This window comes from Chryseobacterium sp. HR92 (genome assembly GCF_045689405.1).
Classification (GTDB): Bacteria; Bacteroidota; Bacteroidia; order Flavobacteriales; family Weeksellaceae; genus Chryseobacterium; species Chryseobacterium viscerum_A.
In genome coordinates this window covers 851,501-870,390 of record NZ_CP139139.1, presented here as the reverse complement: position 1 = coordinate 870,390, position 18,890 = coordinate 851,501, and the positions used below count along the sequence as shown (strand labels likewise).

Annotated in this window: 13 protein-coding genes; 4 read left to right on the top strand and 9 right to left on the bottom strand. The window is 35.9% G+C overall.

Features of this window, described 5'->3' with window-relative positions:
- Window positions 1-30 precede the first annotated feature (30 nt).
- Window positions 31-2,853, top strand: coding sequence for an aminopeptidase N (locus SFA27_RS03835; RefSeq protein WP_047379038.1), 2,823 nt, complete (start codon window positions 31-33; stop codon window positions 2,851-2,853).
- A gap of 186 nt (window positions 2,854-3,039) precedes the next feature.
- On the opposite strand, the gene SFA27_RS03830 is transcribed toward SFA27_RS03835, so the two are convergent.
- Together SFA27_RS03830 and SFA27_RS03825 are read right to left on the bottom strand one after the other, a co-directional pair.
- Window positions 3,040-3,849, bottom strand: coding sequence for a T9SS type A sorting domain-containing protein (locus tag SFA27_RS03830; RefSeq protein WP_407296453.1), 810 nt, complete (start codon window positions 3,847-3,849; stop codon window positions 3,040-3,042).
- A gap of 156 nt (window positions 3,850-4,005) precedes the next feature.
- Window positions 4,006-4,875, bottom strand: a complete 870-nt coding sequence (locus tag SFA27_RS03825; RefSeq protein WP_407296450.1) for a T9SS type A sorting domain-containing protein — start codon at window positions 4,873-4,875, stop codon at window positions 4,006-4,008.
- A 155-nt stretch (window positions 4,876-5,030) separates the two neighbouring features.
- Between SFA27_RS03825 and SFA27_RS03820 the strand changes: the two genes are divergently transcribed.
- Window positions 5,031-8,258 carry a hypothetical protein gene (locus tag SFA27_RS03820; RefSeq protein WP_407296448.1) on the top strand — a complete coding sequence of 1,076 codons (3,228 nt, stop codon included), beginning with the start codon at window positions 5,031-5,033 and terminating at the stop codon, window positions 8,256-8,258.
- A gap of 76 nt (window positions 8,259-8,334) precedes the next feature.
- Here the strand turns inward: SFA27_RS03820 and SFA27_RS03815 are convergent, their stop codons facing one another.
- Complete coding sequence (locus SFA27_RS03815; protein ID WP_407296445.1) at window positions 8,335-10,305, bottom strand: T9SS type A sorting domain-containing protein; 1,971 nt, start codon at window positions 10,303-10,305, stop codon at window positions 8,335-8,337.
- 198 nt (window positions 10,306-10,503) lie between these two features.
- Between SFA27_RS03815 and dusB the strand changes: the two genes are divergently transcribed.
- Window positions 10,504-11,499 carry a tRNA dihydrouridine synthase DusB gene (gene dusB, locus SFA27_RS03810; RefSeq protein WP_264516992.1) on the top strand — a complete coding sequence of 332 codons (996 nt, stop codon included), beginning with the start codon at window positions 10,504-10,506 and terminating at the stop codon, window positions 11,497-11,499.
- 51 nt (window positions 11,500-11,550) lie between these two features.
- On the opposite strand, the gene deoC is transcribed toward dusB, so the two are convergent.
- The 5 genes from deoC to SFA27_RS03785 form a co-directional block, all read right to left on the bottom strand.
- A complete protein-coding gene (gene deoC / locus SFA27_RS03805) occupies window positions 11,551-12,294 on the bottom strand; it encodes a deoxyribose-phosphate aldolase (RefSeq protein ID WP_407296443.1) in 744 nt (247 codons plus the stop codon).
- A 4-nt stretch (window positions 12,295-12,298) separates the two neighbouring features.
- The gene (locus tag SFA27_RS03800; protein ID WP_047379047.1) at window positions 12,299-12,769 is read right to left on the bottom strand and encodes an Lrp/AsnC ligand binding domain-containing protein; all 471 of its coding nucleotides are present in this window, start codon (window positions 12,767-12,769) and stop codon (window positions 12,299-12,301) included.
- Between the two features lie 27 nt (window positions 12,770-12,796).
- Window positions 12,797-13,732 carry an endonuclease/exonuclease/phosphatase family protein gene (locus SFA27_RS03795; protein ID WP_047379049.1) on the bottom strand — a complete coding sequence of 312 codons (936 nt, stop codon included), beginning with the start codon at window positions 13,730-13,732 and terminating at the stop codon, window positions 12,797-12,799.
- A 380-nt stretch (window positions 13,733-14,112) separates the two neighbouring features.
- Complete coding sequence (gene trmD, locus SFA27_RS03790) at window positions 14,113-14,784, bottom strand: tRNA (guanosine(37)-N1)-methyltransferase TrmD (protein WP_047379050.1); 672 nt, start codon at window positions 14,782-14,784, stop codon at window positions 14,113-14,115.
- Window positions 14,781-16,043 (bottom strand): NAD(P)/FAD-dependent oxidoreductase, encoded by a 1,263-nt coding sequence (locus SFA27_RS03785; RefSeq protein WP_407296440.1) that lies wholly within the window; start codon window positions 16,041-16,043, stop codon window positions 14,781-14,783. The genes trmD and SFA27_RS03785 overlap by 4 nt, the downstream gene beginning before the upstream one ends.
- Before the next feature lie 66 nt (window positions 16,044-16,109).
- On the opposite strand from SFA27_RS03785, the gene SFA27_RS03780 reads away from it, so the two are divergent.
- On the top strand, window positions 16,110-16,973 hold the full coding sequence (locus SFA27_RS03780) for a glycoside hydrolase family 25 protein (protein ID WP_407296438.1): 864 nt from the start codon (window positions 16,110-16,112) through the stop codon (window positions 16,971-16,973).
- 146 nt (window positions 16,974-17,119) lie between these two features.
- Here the strand turns inward: SFA27_RS03780 and SFA27_RS03775 are convergent, their stop codons facing one another.
- Window positions 17,120-18,775, bottom strand: a complete 1,656-nt coding sequence (locus tag SFA27_RS03775) for an alpha/beta fold hydrolase (RefSeq protein ID WP_407296436.1) — start codon at window positions 18,773-18,775, stop codon at window positions 17,120-17,122.
- Window positions 18,776-18,890: the final 115 nt, after the last annotated feature.

The window sequence follows — 18,890 nt, the reverse complement described above, 5'->3', positions numbered from 1 at the left end:
TAAGTTATATTTGACCTTTATCACGAATATTTGAAAAAGATCAGCATTTGCCTTATTTTGTTCTGGGGAGTCGCACAGGTTTCTGCACAGAAAGACAGTATCTATATTGAAGCTAAACTGTCTCCTGACAAAAAGAACCTTGAAATCAGTCAGGAAATTGTTTACTACAATCATTCTGAAAAAGACCTGCAGACTATAAAACTCCTGAATTGGGTTTCCGCTTACAACAGACGCGGAACTTCTTTAGTCTACAGAAAACTGGAAGACAGAAATACTGATTTGCACTTTGCAAAAAGTGATCAATTGGGAAGACTTCTTGAACTGAATGTTAAGAATTCTGAAAATGAAGTCATTCCTGTTACTACAATCTCAGATGAAAATCTTTTTATTCCTCTGAAAAATGTATTAAAACCTGGCGAAAGCGTCACTCTACAGTTGCAATACCGGATGCAGCTTCCCGATAAAACTTTTACGGGATACGGAACATCCGCTCAGAATACAGTATTAAAATATTTCTTTATTGTTCCGGATCATTTTGATCCGGACAATATTTCCAAAAGAAACTACCACGATATTGAAGAACCAGTAAGTTTCAATACTTTCTGGACCGTAAACTTTGATATCCCTGTAAATAATTTTGTGGAAGGTAATCTCCCACAGGTTCAGATGAACTCATTCAAAGGATATCTGGATTCGGATCCTGAGTTTTTGATTTCACCGACTGGCTATCCTTCAATAAAAACCAATGTTGACGGAGCTGAAACCGAAATTAAGTTTGGTTATAATCTAAAACCGGAAGAAAAACAAAATCTGGAGTTTTATCTTCCTTTACAATTAAAATTCCTGAAAGAAAGAATCGGTATTCTTCCGGAAAGCATTTTTATTTCAGATAAATTCAGAGCTAAGGAAGACTTTTTCGGAAATAATGACATTACTTTCTGGAAGTTCAGATTTCAGTTATTTACCAATGCTGAAAAGACAGATCTGGATTATTTTGGAATCATTGCCAAGAAAATTCTTGATGAAAAAGTTATTGCTGATAAAGAAAAAGACCATTGGTTTAAAAACGGTTTAAAATCCTACCTGGAAATCCAGTATCTGAAAAAATTCTATGCTGACACCAAACTTTTAGGCACGCTTCCTGAGACCAGAGTATTCGGAATCAAACCTTTAAAATTTTTCCATGCATCCAAAGTAAAACTTCTGGATCGTTACGGACTTTCCTATCAGTATATCATGCTGCAAAATCTTGATCAGAAAATTGATGAGCACTTCCCTGTTTTAAGCAACTTCAATGACATGGCTGTCAGTAGTTTTGAAACCGGAAGTCTTTTTAATTATTCAGCGGATAAAATGGGGTATGACAGCTTCAATAATATTATAAAAAGTTATATCTCTCAGAATTCCGGAAAAAAAATTAATCCTGAAGATTTCCTGACTTCCCTTTCCGATAAAAATAAATCAACTGCCTATCTTTCAAACTTTTTAAAACAGAAAAACAGAGTTGATTTCAAATTAAAAAATATTAAAAAAGCCGACGATTCTCTTGAGATAAAGATTACAAAAAATACAGATATTTCCATTCCTGTAAAGCTGGAAACAGAGACCAAAGAAGGAGAAAAAAAGACATACTGGATAGATACTGAAGAAAATGAGCGCATTACCAACCTGTCGCTTCCTGCTTCTGATAACATCTATAAAGTTACTTTAAATAGCGGCTACACCTTCCCTGAATCCAATTACAGGGATAACTTTCTGTATGCAAAAGGTATATTTTCCAATGCAAAAAAAATCAAACTTAAATTAATAAAAGACATTCCAAATCCGGAATACAACGAAATCTATATCACCCCAAGAGTACGTTTCAACAATACATATGATAAATTTCTTTTGGGAATTAACTTAAAAAACCAATCTTTATTTGATCAGAAGTTCCTCTATTCAGTTACTCCTACCTACAGTACCGGAACAGGAAAACTGACAGGCTCGGGAGCTGTTTCCTACTCTATTCTGCCTGCCGAAAGTATTATCAGAAGCTTAACCTTTGGCGTTTCCGGTTCTTATTTCCATTACGATTATGGTTTAGCCTATAGAAAGAGTTCAATAGCTTCCTCTATTAATTTCAGAAAAAATCCCAGAAGTACCGTAAGCAGAAGCATCGGGGTTTCCTATAATTATTTTGAAAGAGATCTGAGCCCTAAAATGATTGCCAATAACGACTACAGCAAATACAATGTCTGGACTGTCGGATATGGGTATAGTGACAGCCAGATGATCCATGAAAAAAGTTTTAGTCTGAGCACACAGGGAATGGAAGATTTTAATAAAATCACAGCTGAAGGTTTCTACAGATGGGAATTTGCTCCTAAGCAAAAGTTGAGTTTACGTTTATTTGCCGGATATTTTTTAAGAAACAACACAAGGAATAATCTTTTCGACTATGGAATTTCCAGAGTTTCCAATTATTCATTCTCTTATAACCTTTTAGGAGAAAGTGCCAGCAGCGGTCTTCTTTCGCAGCAGTTTATATTAGCTGACGGTGGTTTTAAATCTTTTCTTCCGGGAACAGTAAACCAATGGATCACTTCAGCCAATGTAGATTCAAGTGTATGGAAAATATTCCATGTGTATGCTGATGCCGGGGTTTATAAAAACAAAGATCTTCCTGCAAAATTCATATGGGACACCGGAGTTAAAGTAAGAATCATCCCGGATTTCCTGGAGGTTTATTTCCCGATACAGTCTTCTTTAGGTTTTGAGCCTTCATTCAAAGATTATGGAAAGCGTATCAGATATACATTGATTCTTAACCTTGGATCAATCATTAATGCAGCGAGAAGAGGCTGGTATTAAAATACTGAAAAAAATAAAAAGATAGTCTCAAAAGTCAAATAATTTGGCTTTTGTCATTCTGACGAAGGAAGAATCTTATTAGCAGACGAGCTCATGAGATTTTTCACTACATTTCTGAACTGCGTTCGCAGACTTTCAGTCTGTGTTCAGAATGACATTTTCAAAGAAGCTATTTTTTATTAAAAACTAATCTTTTATAATTTTCTGTGAGATCGGAATATTGTTAATCGTTCCGGTAACAATATAAGTTCCTTTTGGGAGCTCAGCAATATCAAGAGTTGAGGCTAATTTCGTAGGTGATTTTTTAACAATCTGCCTGAAGGTATCATAGATTTTCACATCTTTCACTTCCGTTCCGAAGACAATTTTGCTGTCCTTTATAAATGGATTCTGTACAAACCCGGATTTCACACTGCCTTCCAGAGAAAAATCAGTCATATTATCATTACTGCCTACCAATGTTCTTTTTATAGCTGTAGTTGTGGTTGGAGAAGGAGCTGGCCCATCTCCTTTAAACTGATCTGCATTTGCTCCGTAACCTACAAAGTCCAGGACGTTAGATGCAGAAGGTCCGGTAACCTGTACTATATTTCCGGCTAAAGCAATCTTTCCTGATATATTGGAAATTCTTAATCCGGAAGATTTGTTGGGTGTTCCATCGAAACTGGTAATAGTAGTGGCAATAAAATCCGGTGTTGGTAAATTTTCAACACCTCCATCAATGGCTGATTCCTGAATCAAATATGTTTCATCAGGACCCAAAGTAAAATCCGGAAGCGTATGATACTCGGTAAAAGCCCCTATTGCCGGAGCATATTGTATACTTGCCCCGGTCAAAGAAACCAGGTTCGTTCCAATGTTTTTGAGCACAATATAATTATTTTTCAATACGGCACCTGAATCTGCATTCCCGCCATAAATCTCATTGATCACAATCTGAGCATTTGAAAAGGCAGTTAATGATACAAGCCCGATAAGAGTAAAGATTTTTTTCATCGTAATAATTTTAGAAATGGATTTGTAATAAAAATATCAAAAACAATACCACCAAATTAAGAAATAAACAGCATACAAAAATCTAAAAACCAGTAATAATCACATAAAAAAACAGCCGCTTCATTGAAGCGGCTGTTTGTATTTTATCTAAAGAGATTAGTCTTTAAGAACTTTTTGAGAAACCGGTTGGTTATTTACTGTACCTGTTACGATATAATTTCCTTTGGCCAGTTCAGCAATATTTACAGTTCCGTTTTGTTTCACAGAACCTTCTTTCACAAGCTGTCCGAACATATTGAAAACTTTCACGTCTTTTACATCAGATCCGAAAACAATCTCATTGTTTTTAACAAAAGAATTTTTTACGAAGTTCCCTGATTTTACGTTTTTAGTATCGATAACTGCTAAAGAAGCAGTAGACGAAGTAACAGTTAAAGAAATATCATCTATTCTCCAGTTGGCTGTACCAAGAGATGGAGTTCCTGTACCAGGACTATCACTTCCATAGATTCTTAAGGTAACCGGAGCTGATTCCGCTCCTACTAAGTTAGTACCTGAAAAAGTGATATTATTCATTGCCCATGTACTATTGTTATTTACATTTACAGTTCCTATTGCAGTAGCATAATTGTCAATGCTTGAATATACTGTAATCTTTCCAGGTCCTGTAGAGGTTCCTCTGGATCCTAAATTTAAAGAATTTAAAGTTACTTTATTACCAGCAACAGGAGTAACAGTAACACTAAAATAAGTACTTGCAATGGTAGAAAGAGCCTCTTTAAAAGCAGCAGCACCAAAATTACTGGATCCACTTGCACCTGTATAGCCAGAAGATACTGATGAGGTGGTAATTAAATTTGTAGTACCATTATTATTTCCCTGAGCAGCCGCGAATGCTACACTTGAAATATTAGCATTTGTACCGGAAATAGGATTTACAGAAGTACAATCCCACAGGTAAGTTGTTTGTGCAAAAGCAAATGCACTCACTACTGCTGTAGCGAAAAGAGAATAAAGTTTTTTCATGATTGAATTTTTTTCTTGATTAATAAATTTCTTTATATCACAAAACTACACTTAACTTGTTTATTTGAGACAATAAATAAATTAAGTTTTTGTTAATTATAATTGACCTCTTAATGTTAACATTTTTTAATTATTTTTACGAATTATTTTAAAAGTTGCGGAATTTTATCATCCTATTCGTTTTATTCTTCTTAGGCATATTTTCAGGAAATGCTCAGGTATTTTCATGGAAAAATCCCAATGTTCCTGAAGACAGTATTAAAAGGGATAGTATTCTCACTGCACGGCTGGAACAGGACATCTTTGCAAAAGACACCCTGGATTTCATAAGAACGCACAATAAGATCATTATTGATGAAGCTGTACTGGCAAAAAATGATAAAAAGAGATTTTTAGGAGAACTTAATTCAAAGGGTTCTATTATCCGTGGGATTACTTTTGGTAACAATCAGGGGCAATCTGTACAAAGTTCTATGGATCTTCAGATTTCAGGGCGACTGTCAAAAGATGTTACAATTTTAGCCAGTATTTCTGATCATAATCTTCCTATTCAGGCTGATGGCTATACTCAGACTTTAGAGGAGTTTGACAAAATCTATATGCAGCTTAACATTAAGGAAAAATCTATTCTTAGAGCGGGACACCTTGATCTTGTAGAAGCTAAAAACTATTTTGCAAAATACCAGAGAAGGAGTATGGGTCTTCAATTCCAGACAGAATTTGGGAAGGAAAATAAAACATTAATAGATATTTCCGCCGGTGTGGCACGAAGTGAATTCCATAGAATTCGTTTTCAGGGGGTTGAAGGTAACCAGGGACCTTACCGTCTGACCGGTAAGAACGGCGAACAGTTTATCACACTGATCTCCGGCTCTGAACAGGTTTTCATTGATGGTATCTTAATGAAACGAGGAGAAAACCAGGATTATATTATTAATTACAATACGGGGGAAGTTACCTTTACCAGTTTCCGTCCTATTTTCCAGCAAAACTTCATCACGATCTCTTATAACTACGCCAATAGAAATTATTCAAGATATTTATTTACCGGAAAACTTGAGCATCAGAGAGAAAAATTCAAAGTGGGTTTAAACTGGTTCATGGAAAATGACAATAAAAATGCACCCCTTTCTTTAAATCTTTCTAAAGAAGATGAACAAATCCTTGCTGAAGCAGGAAATGATCCCAATCTGATGTATGCACCATCAGGAGTTGTTACCGAATATGATGTCAATAAAATTTTATACAAATTAAACTCTGCAGGAAATTTCTACGAATTTTCTACGGATCCTAACTTAACACTTTATCAGGTTTCTTTTACTTATTTCGGAGCTAATCTGGGAGATTATAAAATAGCACAGACAACCAATAACGGACGTGTTTTTGAATATGTAGGGCCTAATGCCGGAGATTACAGAGCGGTAAGAAAACTTCCTTCTCCTCAGAAATCACAGGTATATTCCCTGAATTCTGAATATTTATTGAATGAAGGAAAAATAGGAGCTGACATTTCCCTGAGTAATTATGATGTAAATTTGTTTTCATCAAAAGATTCTGATCAGAATATGGGCTATGCGTGGCGTATTTTCGGAAATAAAAGCTTTACGAAAAACACATGGAAGGGAACTCCAAGTTTTGAATATCAGTATATAGACAGACAGTTTCATATTCTTGACCGTATCAATGATGTGGAATTCTCCAGAGATTTCAACCTTACACAAGAGTTTAATAAGAAAACTCAAAACAGGTTTATCTTCAGCTTCCTAAACAAATGGAATAATAAGTCTACTTTAAATTACCGCGTCAATTATCTGAATGAACAGGACTCTTACAAAGGGCTTAAAAACGATCTTGATTTCGGATGGATCACAGGAAAACTCTTTACCAAAGGGAATTTATCTTATCTGAGTACCAATGCTACCCTTCAGGATACTAAATTTATCCGTGGAGGAATTTCAACAGAATTTACCGGTAAAAAAGGCAGCTGGGCCATTGGTGGAAGCATGGAACACAATGAGAAAAAGTACAATGACACTCAACTTATGGATGTCACGAGTTTCAGCTGGAAAGAAATCTTTTTGCAAAAGAAGATCGGTGACAGCACAAGAACCAAGCTATTGGCAAAAGTATACATGAGAGATAATGACTCTGTGCGTGGCAACCGACTTCAGAATATGAATAATATTTTGGGATTCATGGCCGAAAGTCAAATCATCAAAACGGAAAGAACTACGCTAAATGCACTAATCCATTACAGAAAATTTTTCTACTCAGGTGCAGAAGGTGATGTTACCCGAAATAATGACTTCGTAGTTGGAAATATTTTATACAATCAACAGCTTTTCAGAAACGGAATGCGTCTTCAGGCCTTCTATGAACTTGGAAACGGACAGGAGGCACAGAGAGAGTTCCAATACATTAAAGTAACGGATGGACAGGGTGTATATAAATGGACAGATTATAACGGAGATGGCATACAGCAGCTTGACGAATTTGAAATTGCAGAATATTCAGATCTTGCCCAATACATTCGTGTGTATACCAATTCCGTAAGGTATATTCCTTCCAATAAAAATAAATTACAGCTGGCATTATTTGTCAATCCTGCAATTGTTTTTAACTCAGAAAACGGATTTTTAAAGCGCTGGAATTTCAATATTTCATTGAATTCTCAAAACTCATTCTATAAAAAGGATAAAGTTCTTGTTCTGAATCCTTTTGAAAAAAACAGCGATCAGATTCTTAAAAATCAAAACATACTGGCTTCAGTACAATTCAATCCGACTGATAAATCAGGCTGGAATGGTAACTACAGATTTATCACAAACGATAATCTTATCAATGCCAATTTTAGTAATGAAGAGCGTGAGCAGACCTCCCATTTCCTGAATATCGGATACTGGTTCAATAAAGAATTCAGAGTAGACTGGGAAAACTCAGTGCATGATATCCAAAACTCTTCGCAATTATTTAAAACAAGGGACTATCGTCTCAATAATTTTGAAACAAAGCCTAAGGCTACTTATAAATTTACCGATGCCATACAGGCTGAACTGTCCTCTGCTTTCCGTCAAAAACAAAGGCTGGATGGTGAAGAACTTCTTAAAGCTTTTGATGTTACAGGAACCATCCAGTGGGAGCGCAGAAAAACGTCTATCCGCGGAAATTTCTCATTCATCAGCAATAATTTTACCGGAAACAACTTCAGTATTGTAGGAAATCAGATGCTGGATGGTTTGAAACCGGGAAAAAACCAGGTATGGAGTGTATTTATTCAGCAGGCGATCAACTCGTTTATCCAGCTGAATCTTAATTACGAAGGAAGAAACTCCGGTGACCGAACCATTCATATCGGAAGTATGCAGGTAAAGGCAAGTTTTTAAGTTTAATAGTTCCTTTTTACAATAAAAAAATCCCCAATAGTGATATTGGGGATTTGTATTGGTTATTAATTAATTTTTATTTTTTAATAATTTTAAGTGATTGTGAGCCTTTTTCAGTATTCACTTTTAAGATATAAATTCCTGCAGGAGCACGTCTCATATCTACAGAACCTTTTTCTGCGTTAATTGTTTCGCTATGGATTCTTTGTCCTGAAACATTATATACTTCAATATCTTTGATTCTACTGTCATTATTGATGTAAAGGTAATCTACAACCGGGTTCGGATAGAAATTGACAGTATTCTTTTTCATCGTTTCATTTACAGCCAATACTGTTGCTGTAAATTCAAAACTTCCGAGATCCGGTGTTACAGCATTTCTTGTATTACCATCAGCATCCAATGTTACTTCAGCAACCGGAGTTCCTTTATTATCAAGAGCTGCATTCCCTGTACCAGACACATGGAAGTCCGTTGCTGAGACAAATACCGGCAAAACATTCAAAGAATTTACATTACCTCCAAATCCTGCCTGGATATCAGCAAGGGTAGCTTTTGCAGCTCCCCCGATATATCCGAGATTGGCTCCGGAAGAATAAAAATTATTATAATTAATGGTAGAAAAAACAGTACTGGCTGCGCCGGCATAAATTGCATATCTATCTCCTGCCTGAGTTTGGGTATTGACAAAAAGGTTATTTCTCACATCTATGCCTCCTGCACCAGTTACCCCGCTTGTAATATTCAAGGCAGATGGTCTTCCTGCAACTGTCTGGCTTACATCCATTACAACAGTATTATAATACACTTTATATCCTCCGCCCGCAGCGATGATAATTCCGTTTCCGTTGTCATTTACCCCACCTGTTGTTGCATAGCCATAACCTGCCACACCGCTTACGATATTGTTGGCTACTAAAGTATTGGAAGTGAGATTTGTTGTCGCCAGATAAATCCCCTGTGCTCCATATCCGGATATATTGGTATTTTTGATTCCGGTTATTTTATTATTAGTGATGGTCATTCCATTGGTCAATGTACCTCCTGCATAAATTCCGGCAAACAGAGTTCCCGTTCCACTGGAGGTAAAGTTGGAAATCGTATTTCCTTTTATAATAATATTGGCTGCTGCGGAAGCTCCCGTATTACCAGAAGTTACTGTTATACCGGAAGCCCCTCCGGCACCGGTTCCGGTGTAGCCCAGATTGGTAATCGTATTTGAGATAATTGAAGAATTAACGGTTGCTGTTGCAAACCAGATTCCTCTTTTGATTTCTGCATTGGTAGTTTCAAAATTACCAAGGGTATTGTTACTTACTGTGACTCCATCCGCTCCTTGTACGTAAACCCCTCCAAGACGATTAGCATCTGTTCCTGAAGCATTTATATCATTACCGGTAACCAATGTATTTCCTCCGTTACCTGCTGCTGTAGCTGCAAATAAATAGATTCCCATATAGGCTTTTTTCACAGAATTATTCTGAATGGTAACATTATTAAAAAAACCTCCGGTAGGAGTTGTAGCTCCGTCATACATTACCAAAGCTGAAGAATTATTAATACCGTTTATAATATTCAGGTTTTTAACCATAATATTGGTATTGGCTGCCGCTGCAGAAGCCGCAATAAATGTAAGTACCTGCGGAGCAGTAACAGAAGTATTGGTAAGGGTAAGATCTCTTGTCGTTCCTGAAGCAGCATTACTTCCATCTAAAGTAATATTACTGCCCTGTATTCTCACTAAAGGGGCACTGGCAACATCTCCTGAAATAGTAGCCGTAACTCCTACTGCCGGTTTAATCGCAACAGAAGTATAGCTTGTTGCTCCCCCGCTGGCATTCAGGCTGGCAGTTGCCGTTTCAGTTGTATTAGCTGTGATACTGATTGCAATTGCTCCCTGATGTGTTCCCGCATTAATAGCGTCAAATGCTCCCTTTAACGTAGTATAGGTTCCTGTAGCTGTACCTGCCGTAGCAGACACATTCACTTGTGAATAAAAATTTGATGCAGCAAAGCCTGCCATCAAGCAAAATAGAAGTTTTCTCATATTATTAATTTTTGTTTGTATTAAATATAAAAAATATTTTTCAATATAATACCAAAAACATTGAAAATCAATCATATAAATTCAATAAAAAATTAAAACAATATCATAAAATCCCTTAAATAAACAGAAACACACTAAATACAGAGCATATTACAAATAGTAAAATATTGTTTTTTCAGAATTTCGTAAATTTGCACCATGATAAAAATAGGCAACATAGAACTGCCGGAATTTCCACTTTTGCTGGCTCCGATGGAAGACGTAAGTGATCCTCCGTTCAGACGTTTGTGTAAAATGCATGGTGCAGACTTAATGTATTCGGAATTTATTTCTTCTGAAGGGTTGATTCGTGACGCGATCAAAAGCCGTAAAAAGCTTGATATCTTCGATTATGAAAGACCAGTGGGTATACAAATCTTTGGTGGAGACGAAGAAGCTATGGCCATGTCTGCAAGAATTGTTGAAACAGTAAATCCGGATCTGGTAGATATCAATTTTGGATGTCCTGTAAAAAAAGTTGTCTGCAAGGGAGCAGGTGCAGGTGTTTTGAAAGACATTGACCTGATGGTTCGTCTTACAAAAGCTGTTGTAAGCTCCACCCATCTGCCTGTAACTGTAAAAACCCGTTTAGGATGGGACAGTACCTGCATTAATATTGATGAGGTAGCAGAACGTCTGCAGGAAACAGGAATCAAAGCTCTTACCATACATGCGAGAACCCGTGCTCAAATGTACAAGGGTGAAGCAGACTGGGAGCATATCTCCAGAATCAAACAAAATCCTAATATTGAGATTCCAATCTTTGGAAACGGAGATATTGATTCTGCTGAAAAAGCATTAGAATATAAACAAAAGTATGCATGTGACGGCATTATGATTGGACGTGCTGCTATTGGCTATCCATGGATATTCAATGAAATCAAGCATTTCTTTAAAACAGGAGAGCATTTACCTGCCCCTACAATATCAGACCGTTTATTGGCAGTTCGCCAGCATGCAGAATGGAGTGTTGAGTGGAAAGGAGAAAGATTAGGATTGGTAGAAATGAGACAGCACTACAGTAATTATTTCAGAGGGATTCCTCACTTCAAGGACTTCAGAAAAAAATTCCTGGAAGTTTTCACATTGGAAGAAATGAACAGCTTAATCAAAGAAACCCAACAGTTCTACGAAGAATATCAGGCACAGGTATAAATATAAAAACCATCAGCAAAACTGATGGTTTTTTATTATTTGAATCTTAGATTAATATCCTTCTGATGGAGATTCATTTTTAATCAATGCTAAAGCTGAAGAGGTTCCTATTCTTTTCACTCCCATATTGATCATTTTCTCGGCATCTTCAGGGGTTCTTACACCACCCGCTGCTTTTACAGGAAGTTTCCCTGCGTTGTTGAGCATAATTGTTATTCCTTCAAAGGTTGCTCCGTTAGGTTTTCCTTCGGGTGTTTTGTAGAATCCTGTTGAAGATTTAACAAAAATTTTTGACCAATCGTTTTCAGAGAAGTTCTCTTCTGCCCAGGTAGAAATATTTTTGGTAAGATCTGCAATTTGTTCATCTGTCAAAGCGGCTATTTCAATAATCCATTTTGCTATTTTATGATGTTCAAGAGATAATCTTGTACATTTTACAAATTCATCTTTTACCAACTCTACATTACCTTGCAGATAAGCTGTATAATTAATAACGAAATCCAATTCATCAGCACCGTCTTCTATTGCTTTTGAGGCTTCAGCAAGCTTCTCATCAACAGAATAGGTCCCTTCGTGAAAGCCTATTACAGTTCCTACTGCAACATTTGAATTTCTTTCCTGAATATATTTCCTGATCTCTGCTACATAATCCGGGCGAATCATTACTGCAAAAATGCCATTCTCAATAGCTTCCTGTGCAAGTTCCTTATCTTTTTGAAGTGTTTCTTCATGGGAAATACCTGATTGTTCCGGTGTTTTCAGGTAGGTTGAATCCAAATATTGGGCTATATTCATATCGTTATACTTTCAATTGTCTGTAAATACCTTGTTCCAAAGATATAAAGGTTTCTGTTCTTGTTACTCCTTTCAGCTTCTGAAGCTTGTTAAGGATCTGCATTAAGTGATCATTATCTTTACAAAGAACTTTCAGGAATATGGTATAATTTCCTGTTGTGTAATGGGCTTCCACTACTTCGTTAATATCATGCAAAGATTTTACCACCTCTGGATAATGGCTTGGCTGATCCAGAAACACACCAATGTAGGAAATCACCTTGTATCCTATTTTTTTAGGATTAAGAAATGATATTGAATTTTCAATAACTCCTGCATGTTCGAGTTTTTTGATTCTTTGATGCACTGCCGTTGTGGAAATTCCGACATTTTTTGAAATGTGGGCTAAAGAAGTTTTAGCATTATCCATCAACATGTAGATAATTTCCTTGTCAATAGAATCTAAATGATAGCTTGTGTTGCTCGAATTTTTCATTTTCTACTTTTTTATTATTTATGTTTTTTACTGTAAACTTTTAAATTTTACAAAAACCGGAAAGTGATCACTATATCCTCCTAAATACCGTGTACCGGCATAAGTTCGGAAAGGTCGTCCTTCAAAATTTCTGGTTCTGCTGCGGATTTTTTCAGAATTGAATATATGGGCATCCTGAAAAGTCAGCGTCTTATTATCAAGCAAAGATCTTGACATAATGATCTGATCATACAACAATCCAGATTTATAATGAAAAGTAGAATAATTTCTTGTAGAAAACAATTGCTGAAAAGGATTCATTAAAACCTTCTCATGGTCATTGTTATAGAGAATCTGTACTAAATTTTCATCATCCGGGTTTTCGTTAAAATCACCACACAATATGACATGCTCTTTATCAGCATCTACTATTTTCATAATCCGTTGCCGGACTTCATTCAATATAAAGGCTCTTTTAGGTTTATTGATGTCTTTTTCTCGCTTAGAGGGAAGATGGGCGATAAAGACATTAATAATTTCCCCTTTATATCTAATTTTTGAAAAAAGTACGTCTCTGGTTGTGTCGTAATTTCCTGTGTTTTTATTTAGTATTTCAAAAAAGAAAGTAATGGTTTCCGAATCTATTACCTCTACTTTATTTTTATCATACAACATGGCTACATCCACTTTTCTTTCGTCCATAGAATTGTAATGCACAATTCCATATTGCGAATGAAAGGGCTCCATCTCAACAAGATCTTCCAATACTTTCCTTCCGGAAACTTCAGACAATCCTATTACAAATGGCATTACACCGTTTTCCTCCTTCATTAACTGAAATACATGGGAGATTTTGAAAAGCTTATTATTATATCTTTTTTCATCCCAATTCCTTAATCCTGACCGGGTAGGATCTAATTTGTGGACAGGTTTCGGATCGGGTAAAAATAAATTTTCAACATTATAAAAAGAGAACAGTTCCATCTACACTAATTTCTATACTTTAATTTATTATGTTCTTTTTTCCTTAAGATGTAAATTTATTATTTTTTTTTAAATTCCTTTGATTTACCTTAAGACAAGCAAATCAATTTCCAATAAAAAACTATTCAAATATAATAAAAAATATCAATGAAATCAGTTATAATAAAATAATTTTTCAATTATCAGGGAGTTTTAACATATTAATCAAAATAGAAACAATACGTAAAACTCAAAATAATAGAAACAAATTTTCAATTTAAAATTAGAAATATTAATATTTTTCGCTCTTATTAAATTTATAACAAATATTATTCCATTTACATTCATAAAAAATGGAATTCAAAACTGGTAAGAATTAAATAAGTTTCAACAATATTTGACTACAGTAAATCGGGGCGTTTTTCTCTAGTGATCCTTACAGCTTCATCATGACGCCATTCTTCAATTTTCCCAGAATTTCCGCTGAGTAAAATTTTAGGCACGTCCAATCCTTTATAACTTTCAGGTCTTGTATAAATTGGCGGTGAAAGAAGATCATCCTGAAAACTATCCGTTAAGGCACTCTGTTCATCATTTAAAACTCCGGGAAGCAGTCTTATGACAGAGTCTGCAAGAACGCAAGCTGCCAGTTCCCCTCCCGTAAGAACATAATCTCCTATTGAAATTTCTTTTGTGATATGAAGATCTCTTACTCTTTGGTCTATTCCTTTATAATGGCCACAAAGAAAGATCAGATTTTCTTTTATGGAAAGAGAATTGGCAATTTTCTGATTTAAAGTAACTCCATCCGGTGTCAGATAGATTACCTCATCATAATTTCTCTGCGACTTAAGCTCTGAGATACACTTATCCAGCGGCTCAATCATCATGACCATTCCTGCTCCGCCTCCGTAAGGTTCATCATCAATTTGTCTGTGCTTATTGATAGCCCAGTCTCTCAGTTGGTGAAAATGTACTTCTGCCAGCCCTTTATCCATTGCTCGTTTCAGAATAGAAGTTTTGAACGGACTTTCCATCAATTCCGGAAGTACGCTTATTATGTCAATTCTCATTGTAATGTTCCGTTTTTCTTAGTAGGTATAATAATTAATCTTAAAGAAGAATCTTTGTTCACATAGCTCCACATCCAGTTGAAGAATATGGCCAGCTTATTTCGAACGCTCAAAATTAGCATTAAATGGAGAAACATCCAGAAATACCATGCCAGAAATCCCTGGAATTTTATAAATGGCAGATCAACAACGGCTCTGTGCTTCCCTATGGTTGCCAATGAACCTTTATCATCATACTCATACTCTGCCCACTCGTTCTGACTTTTCTTTAATAGATTTTTACCTAAATTTTTTGCCTGATTAATGGCTACGTTTGCTACCTGCGGGTGTCCTTGTGGATATTTTGGAGTTTCCATATAGGCAATATCCCCGATGGCATAAATATTATCGTATCCTTTTATTTTATTATATCGATCTACAATATATCTGTTTCTTACTAATTTTTCTTCGGGGAAACCTCCTACCACATTTCCGGTAACTCCGGCTGCCCAGATTACATTATTGGATGGTATTTCTTTCCCGCTTCTAAGATGTACTTTATCTCCGTCATAATCTGTCACCACTTCTCCGCTCATAAAAGTCACCCCAAGATCTTTGAGGTATTTTTCAGATTTCTCCTGAGCCTCACTGCTCATTACAGCAAGTGGTTTTTCTGTGGAACTTACCAGAATAATCTTCAGATGGTCAAAATTCATGTAAGGATAGTCTCTGGGAAGAATGTCTTTTTTCATTTCTGCAAAAGCACCCGCCAGCTCTACTCCGGTAGGTCCGCTTCCTACGATAACGATATTCCAGTTCCCGTCATCGCTTCGGCTTTTTTCAATAATCAGCTTTTCAAAGGTCATCAACACATGATTTCTTATGCTGATGGCTTCCTGGGTATTTTTCATTCCGAAAGCTTTTCCTTCGAGATCTTTGTTCCCGAAAAAATTAGTTTTACAGCCCGTTGCAATGATGAGTTTATCATAAGTAAATTCTGCTTCATCAGTAATTACTTTATTGCTAGCAGGGTCTATTTCTTTCACCTCTGTCATACGGAACTGGGTGTTTCTGGATTGCTGAAAAATCTTTCTGAAAGGGAAAGAGATATTGGAAGGTTCTATCCTTCCTGAGGCTACCTGATAAAAAAGCGGCTGAAACATATGGTGATTCACCCGATCCAGAACAATGACCTTTTTGTTCTTGTTATTCAATGTTTTTGCAAGCTGCAGCCCCGCAAATCCTCCTCCTATAATGATGATTTTTTCGCGTGTTTCCATAATACACAAATTTACTGATTTTATTTTAGCATTTAGCAGTGAAAAAAGTTAGTTTTGCAAAACTTTATGACACCAAAAAAGTACACCAAAAAAACTGCCAAACAGCTCCATAAAACAAGACGGAAGAACTATTTTTTCCGTAGAAAGGTAATATTGGCCATTTTAATTGTAGCCCTTATCGGAACCGGCTTTTATTTAAAGCAATCCATCAGCTATTATTACGCATTGTACTTTAACAAATTTACTCACAAGAAACTCCACAACAGCGAAAGAGAAGCCGCAAGAATTCAGAGAATTTTAACGAGCAACCTTGATAAAACATACGGTTTTGATGTTTCCCATTATCAGAACAGGGAAGATATCAAGTGGGACAGCCTCAGCATTGGTAATAAAACCATTCCGCTGGAGTTCGTCGTTATGCGTGCTACGATGGGGAACCGAAGTGCTGACAAGCATTTTGAGGAGTTTTGGGAAATGGCTAAAAAGCACAATCTTATCCGTGGTGCCTACCATTTTTACAGAGCTGATGAAGATCCTGTGATCCAGGCCAATAATTTTTTAGCAAATGTAAAACTTGAGGGTGGAGATCTTCCTCCTATTCTTGATATTGAAAAAATTCCAAAACGCAAGACGAATAAGAAACTGATTGAAGATCTGAAAGTCTGGTGTAAAATTGTAGAGGAAGCTTACGGTGAAAAACCTATCATTTATACCTATTATCATTATTATAAAGATTTCCTGAAAGGTGAGTTTGAAGACTATCCTTTATGGCTGGCCAATTACAATGATGTTCCTTCTCCTTCCCCTGATGATCAGTGGGATTTCTGGCAATTTACAGAAAACGGGATTGTTCATGGCATCAACGCCAAAGTGGATCTTGATATTTACAACGGCAATTCATGGTCTTTAAAAAGACTGACTCTGGATTAGAAATAAGAAAGAAAGATAGATAGAAGCGGGAAGATAGCAATTGATGAAATTTCATTTATCCAGTATGTACATTTCAATGAACCAACTTTCAGAATTAGCTGACTGATATAACTTCCAGCCTCCAATTTCCCACTCCCAGCCTTTATTTAATTACTTTTTCCTAAAAAATGCAGAATATCTGTATTGAGCTGGTCCGCATTTTCAAAAGGAATCATATGAGTAGCATTGCTGTAGATTTTGAGTTCTGCATTGGGAATTTCTTTAGCGATGAGCTCGGTGTGCTCTGGCTTAATAACATCTTTATCTCCGGCGATCACCAATACCCTGCTTCCAATTTTATTTAAATCTTTTTTACCGATGCGAGGCTGTGTCAGCATAATCCTCAGAAGTCTTTGTTCATTAAACTTTTTAGGATCCTTCAGTTCTTTCATTACCAGCATTTTATTTTCAAAATGATCGGTAAGCTTATCATCTACTCCATCAGGAAAAGCATTTGCTCCAATGGTTATCAATTTATTAAGTCTTTCCGGGTATTTCAGAGCGAATTCCAGACCTGTATTTCCGCCATCACTCCAGCCTGCGATATTTACTTTATCAAGATTTAGCTTATCCGCCAGAGCTTTCACATCATCTGCAAACATTTTATAGGTAAAATCTTTTTTAGAAGAATCTATACTTTTTCCTTGCCCTCTGGTATCTATCGCAATTACTTTGTATTGCCCGGACAAAACGGGGATCTGCTGATAAAAATCTTTAATACTTCCTGAATTACCATGAAGCAGAATCAATGGCTCTCCTTCACCATAGATTTCATAATAAAGATCTGTATCCTGAAGTTTGAGATATTTCCCGGCAGTTGTATTTTGACCATATATTGTATGTTCTGACTCCTGAACATATTTTGATACATCAGGCATCATTGCTTCAGCGCTATCATCTGAAAAACCGCCTTCCTCTTCGGTATTGCTATTGCCGTTTTTATCCATTTTCACATCAATATTTATGGCAGGTGCAGCAATAGTCATTTTTTTCCAATCTCCATAAAATTCTCTTATAAATCCTGTTCTAAATAATGCTGCACTTATTTTCACCGTTCCTTCAAAATCTTTCAAGAATTGAATTCCTACAAAGAATTTTCCCTGAACCCAAATATTACGGCCATTTACATCCAAAGTATAAGTACCGTCTTTAATCATATCTTCAGTAAGCTCTACCGTGATTTCCTCATCCAAAACACTCTTATCCGGGAATCCATTTTTCTCACTGTAAATACTGTACCGCATCAGGACAGGCTGACTGGAAGTATAACTTGCGATATTCAGATTGATATTTTTAATCTTCGATCTCTTTTTCGCATTAAATTCCAATGCTGTTTCTCCTAAAAAATTATCTTTATTTAGTCCCGGATTGACCGAATATAAAACACTTTTTGTTTTTGTATTAACACCCCAGTTTTTATCTACAAGCTTCTTAGGCTTAATCGCAATTTCTTTAATATTTCTAATTTTTTCTTTCAAAAATATTTTCTGCAGATCATGCTTTTTAAAATCCTCTACAGTCTCCGTATACATTTCATAACCCGGCACTTCAATAATTACTTTTTTTTGCGGAGCTAATGTGGATAAGTCAATTGAGAAATTTCCTTTTCCATCAGAAACCACTCCAATATTTTCTTTATCAATACCTATTTTCACATAAGGAATCGGTTGATTTTCATTTTTAGAAATAATGGTTCCGGAAATAATCTGTGCATTGAAGGCCGAAGCTGCCAAAAGAAAGAATAAAGTATTATGTTTTTTCATGTTAAAAGTTTGATGCAAACTTATTTCTTTTCAACAGCCTGTTCTCACAACATCTTATTAAATTTAATCTATCTTTAGTTAAAATTCATTTAAAGCTTTCTACTATTTTTATGAT

Excerpts from the sequence above, each read along its gene's own strand:
- SFA27_RS03795 (WP_047379049.1), bottom strand. The coding sequence starts at position 13,732 with ATGGAACTGTTCTCTTTTTATAATGTTGAAAATTTATTTTTACCCGAT.
- SFA27_RS03825 (WP_407296450.1), bottom strand. The coding sequence starts at position 4,875 with ATGAAAAAACTTTATTCTCTTTTCGCTACAGCAGTAGTGAGTGCATTT.
- SFA27_RS03800 (WP_047379047.1), bottom strand. The coding sequence starts at position 12,769 with ATGAAAAATTCGAGCAACACAAGCTATCATTTAGATTCTATTGACAAG.
- trmD (WP_047379050.1), bottom strand. The coding sequence starts at position 14,784 with ATGAGAATTGACATAATAAGCGTACTTCCGGAATTGATGGAAAGTCCG.
- SFA27_RS03830 (WP_407296453.1), bottom strand. The coding sequence starts at position 3,849 with ATGAAAAAAATCTTTACTCTTATCGGGCTTGTATCATTAACTGCCTTT.
- SFA27_RS03780 (WP_407296438.1), top strand. The coding sequence starts at position 16,110 with ATGACACCAAAAAAGTACACCAAAAAAACTGCCAAACAGCTCCATAAA.
- deoC (WP_407296443.1), bottom strand. The coding sequence starts at position 12,294 with ATGAATATAGCCCAATATTTGGATTCAACCTACCTGAAAACACCGGAA.
- SFA27_RS03815 (WP_407296445.1), bottom strand. The coding sequence starts at position 10,305 with ATGAGAAAACTTCTATTTTGCTTGATGGCAGGCTTTGCTGCATCAAAT.
- dusB (WP_264516992.1), top strand. The coding sequence starts at position 10,504 with ATGATAAAAATAGGCAACATAGAACTGCCGGAATTTCCACTTTTGCTG.
- SFA27_RS03775 (WP_407296436.1), bottom strand. The coding sequence starts at position 18,775 with ATGAAAAAACATAATACTTTATTCTTTCTTTTGGCAGCTTCGGCCTTC.
- SFA27_RS03785 (WP_407296440.1), bottom strand. The coding sequence starts at position 16,043 with ATGGAAACACGCGAAAAAATCATCATTATAGGAGGAGGATTTGCGGGG.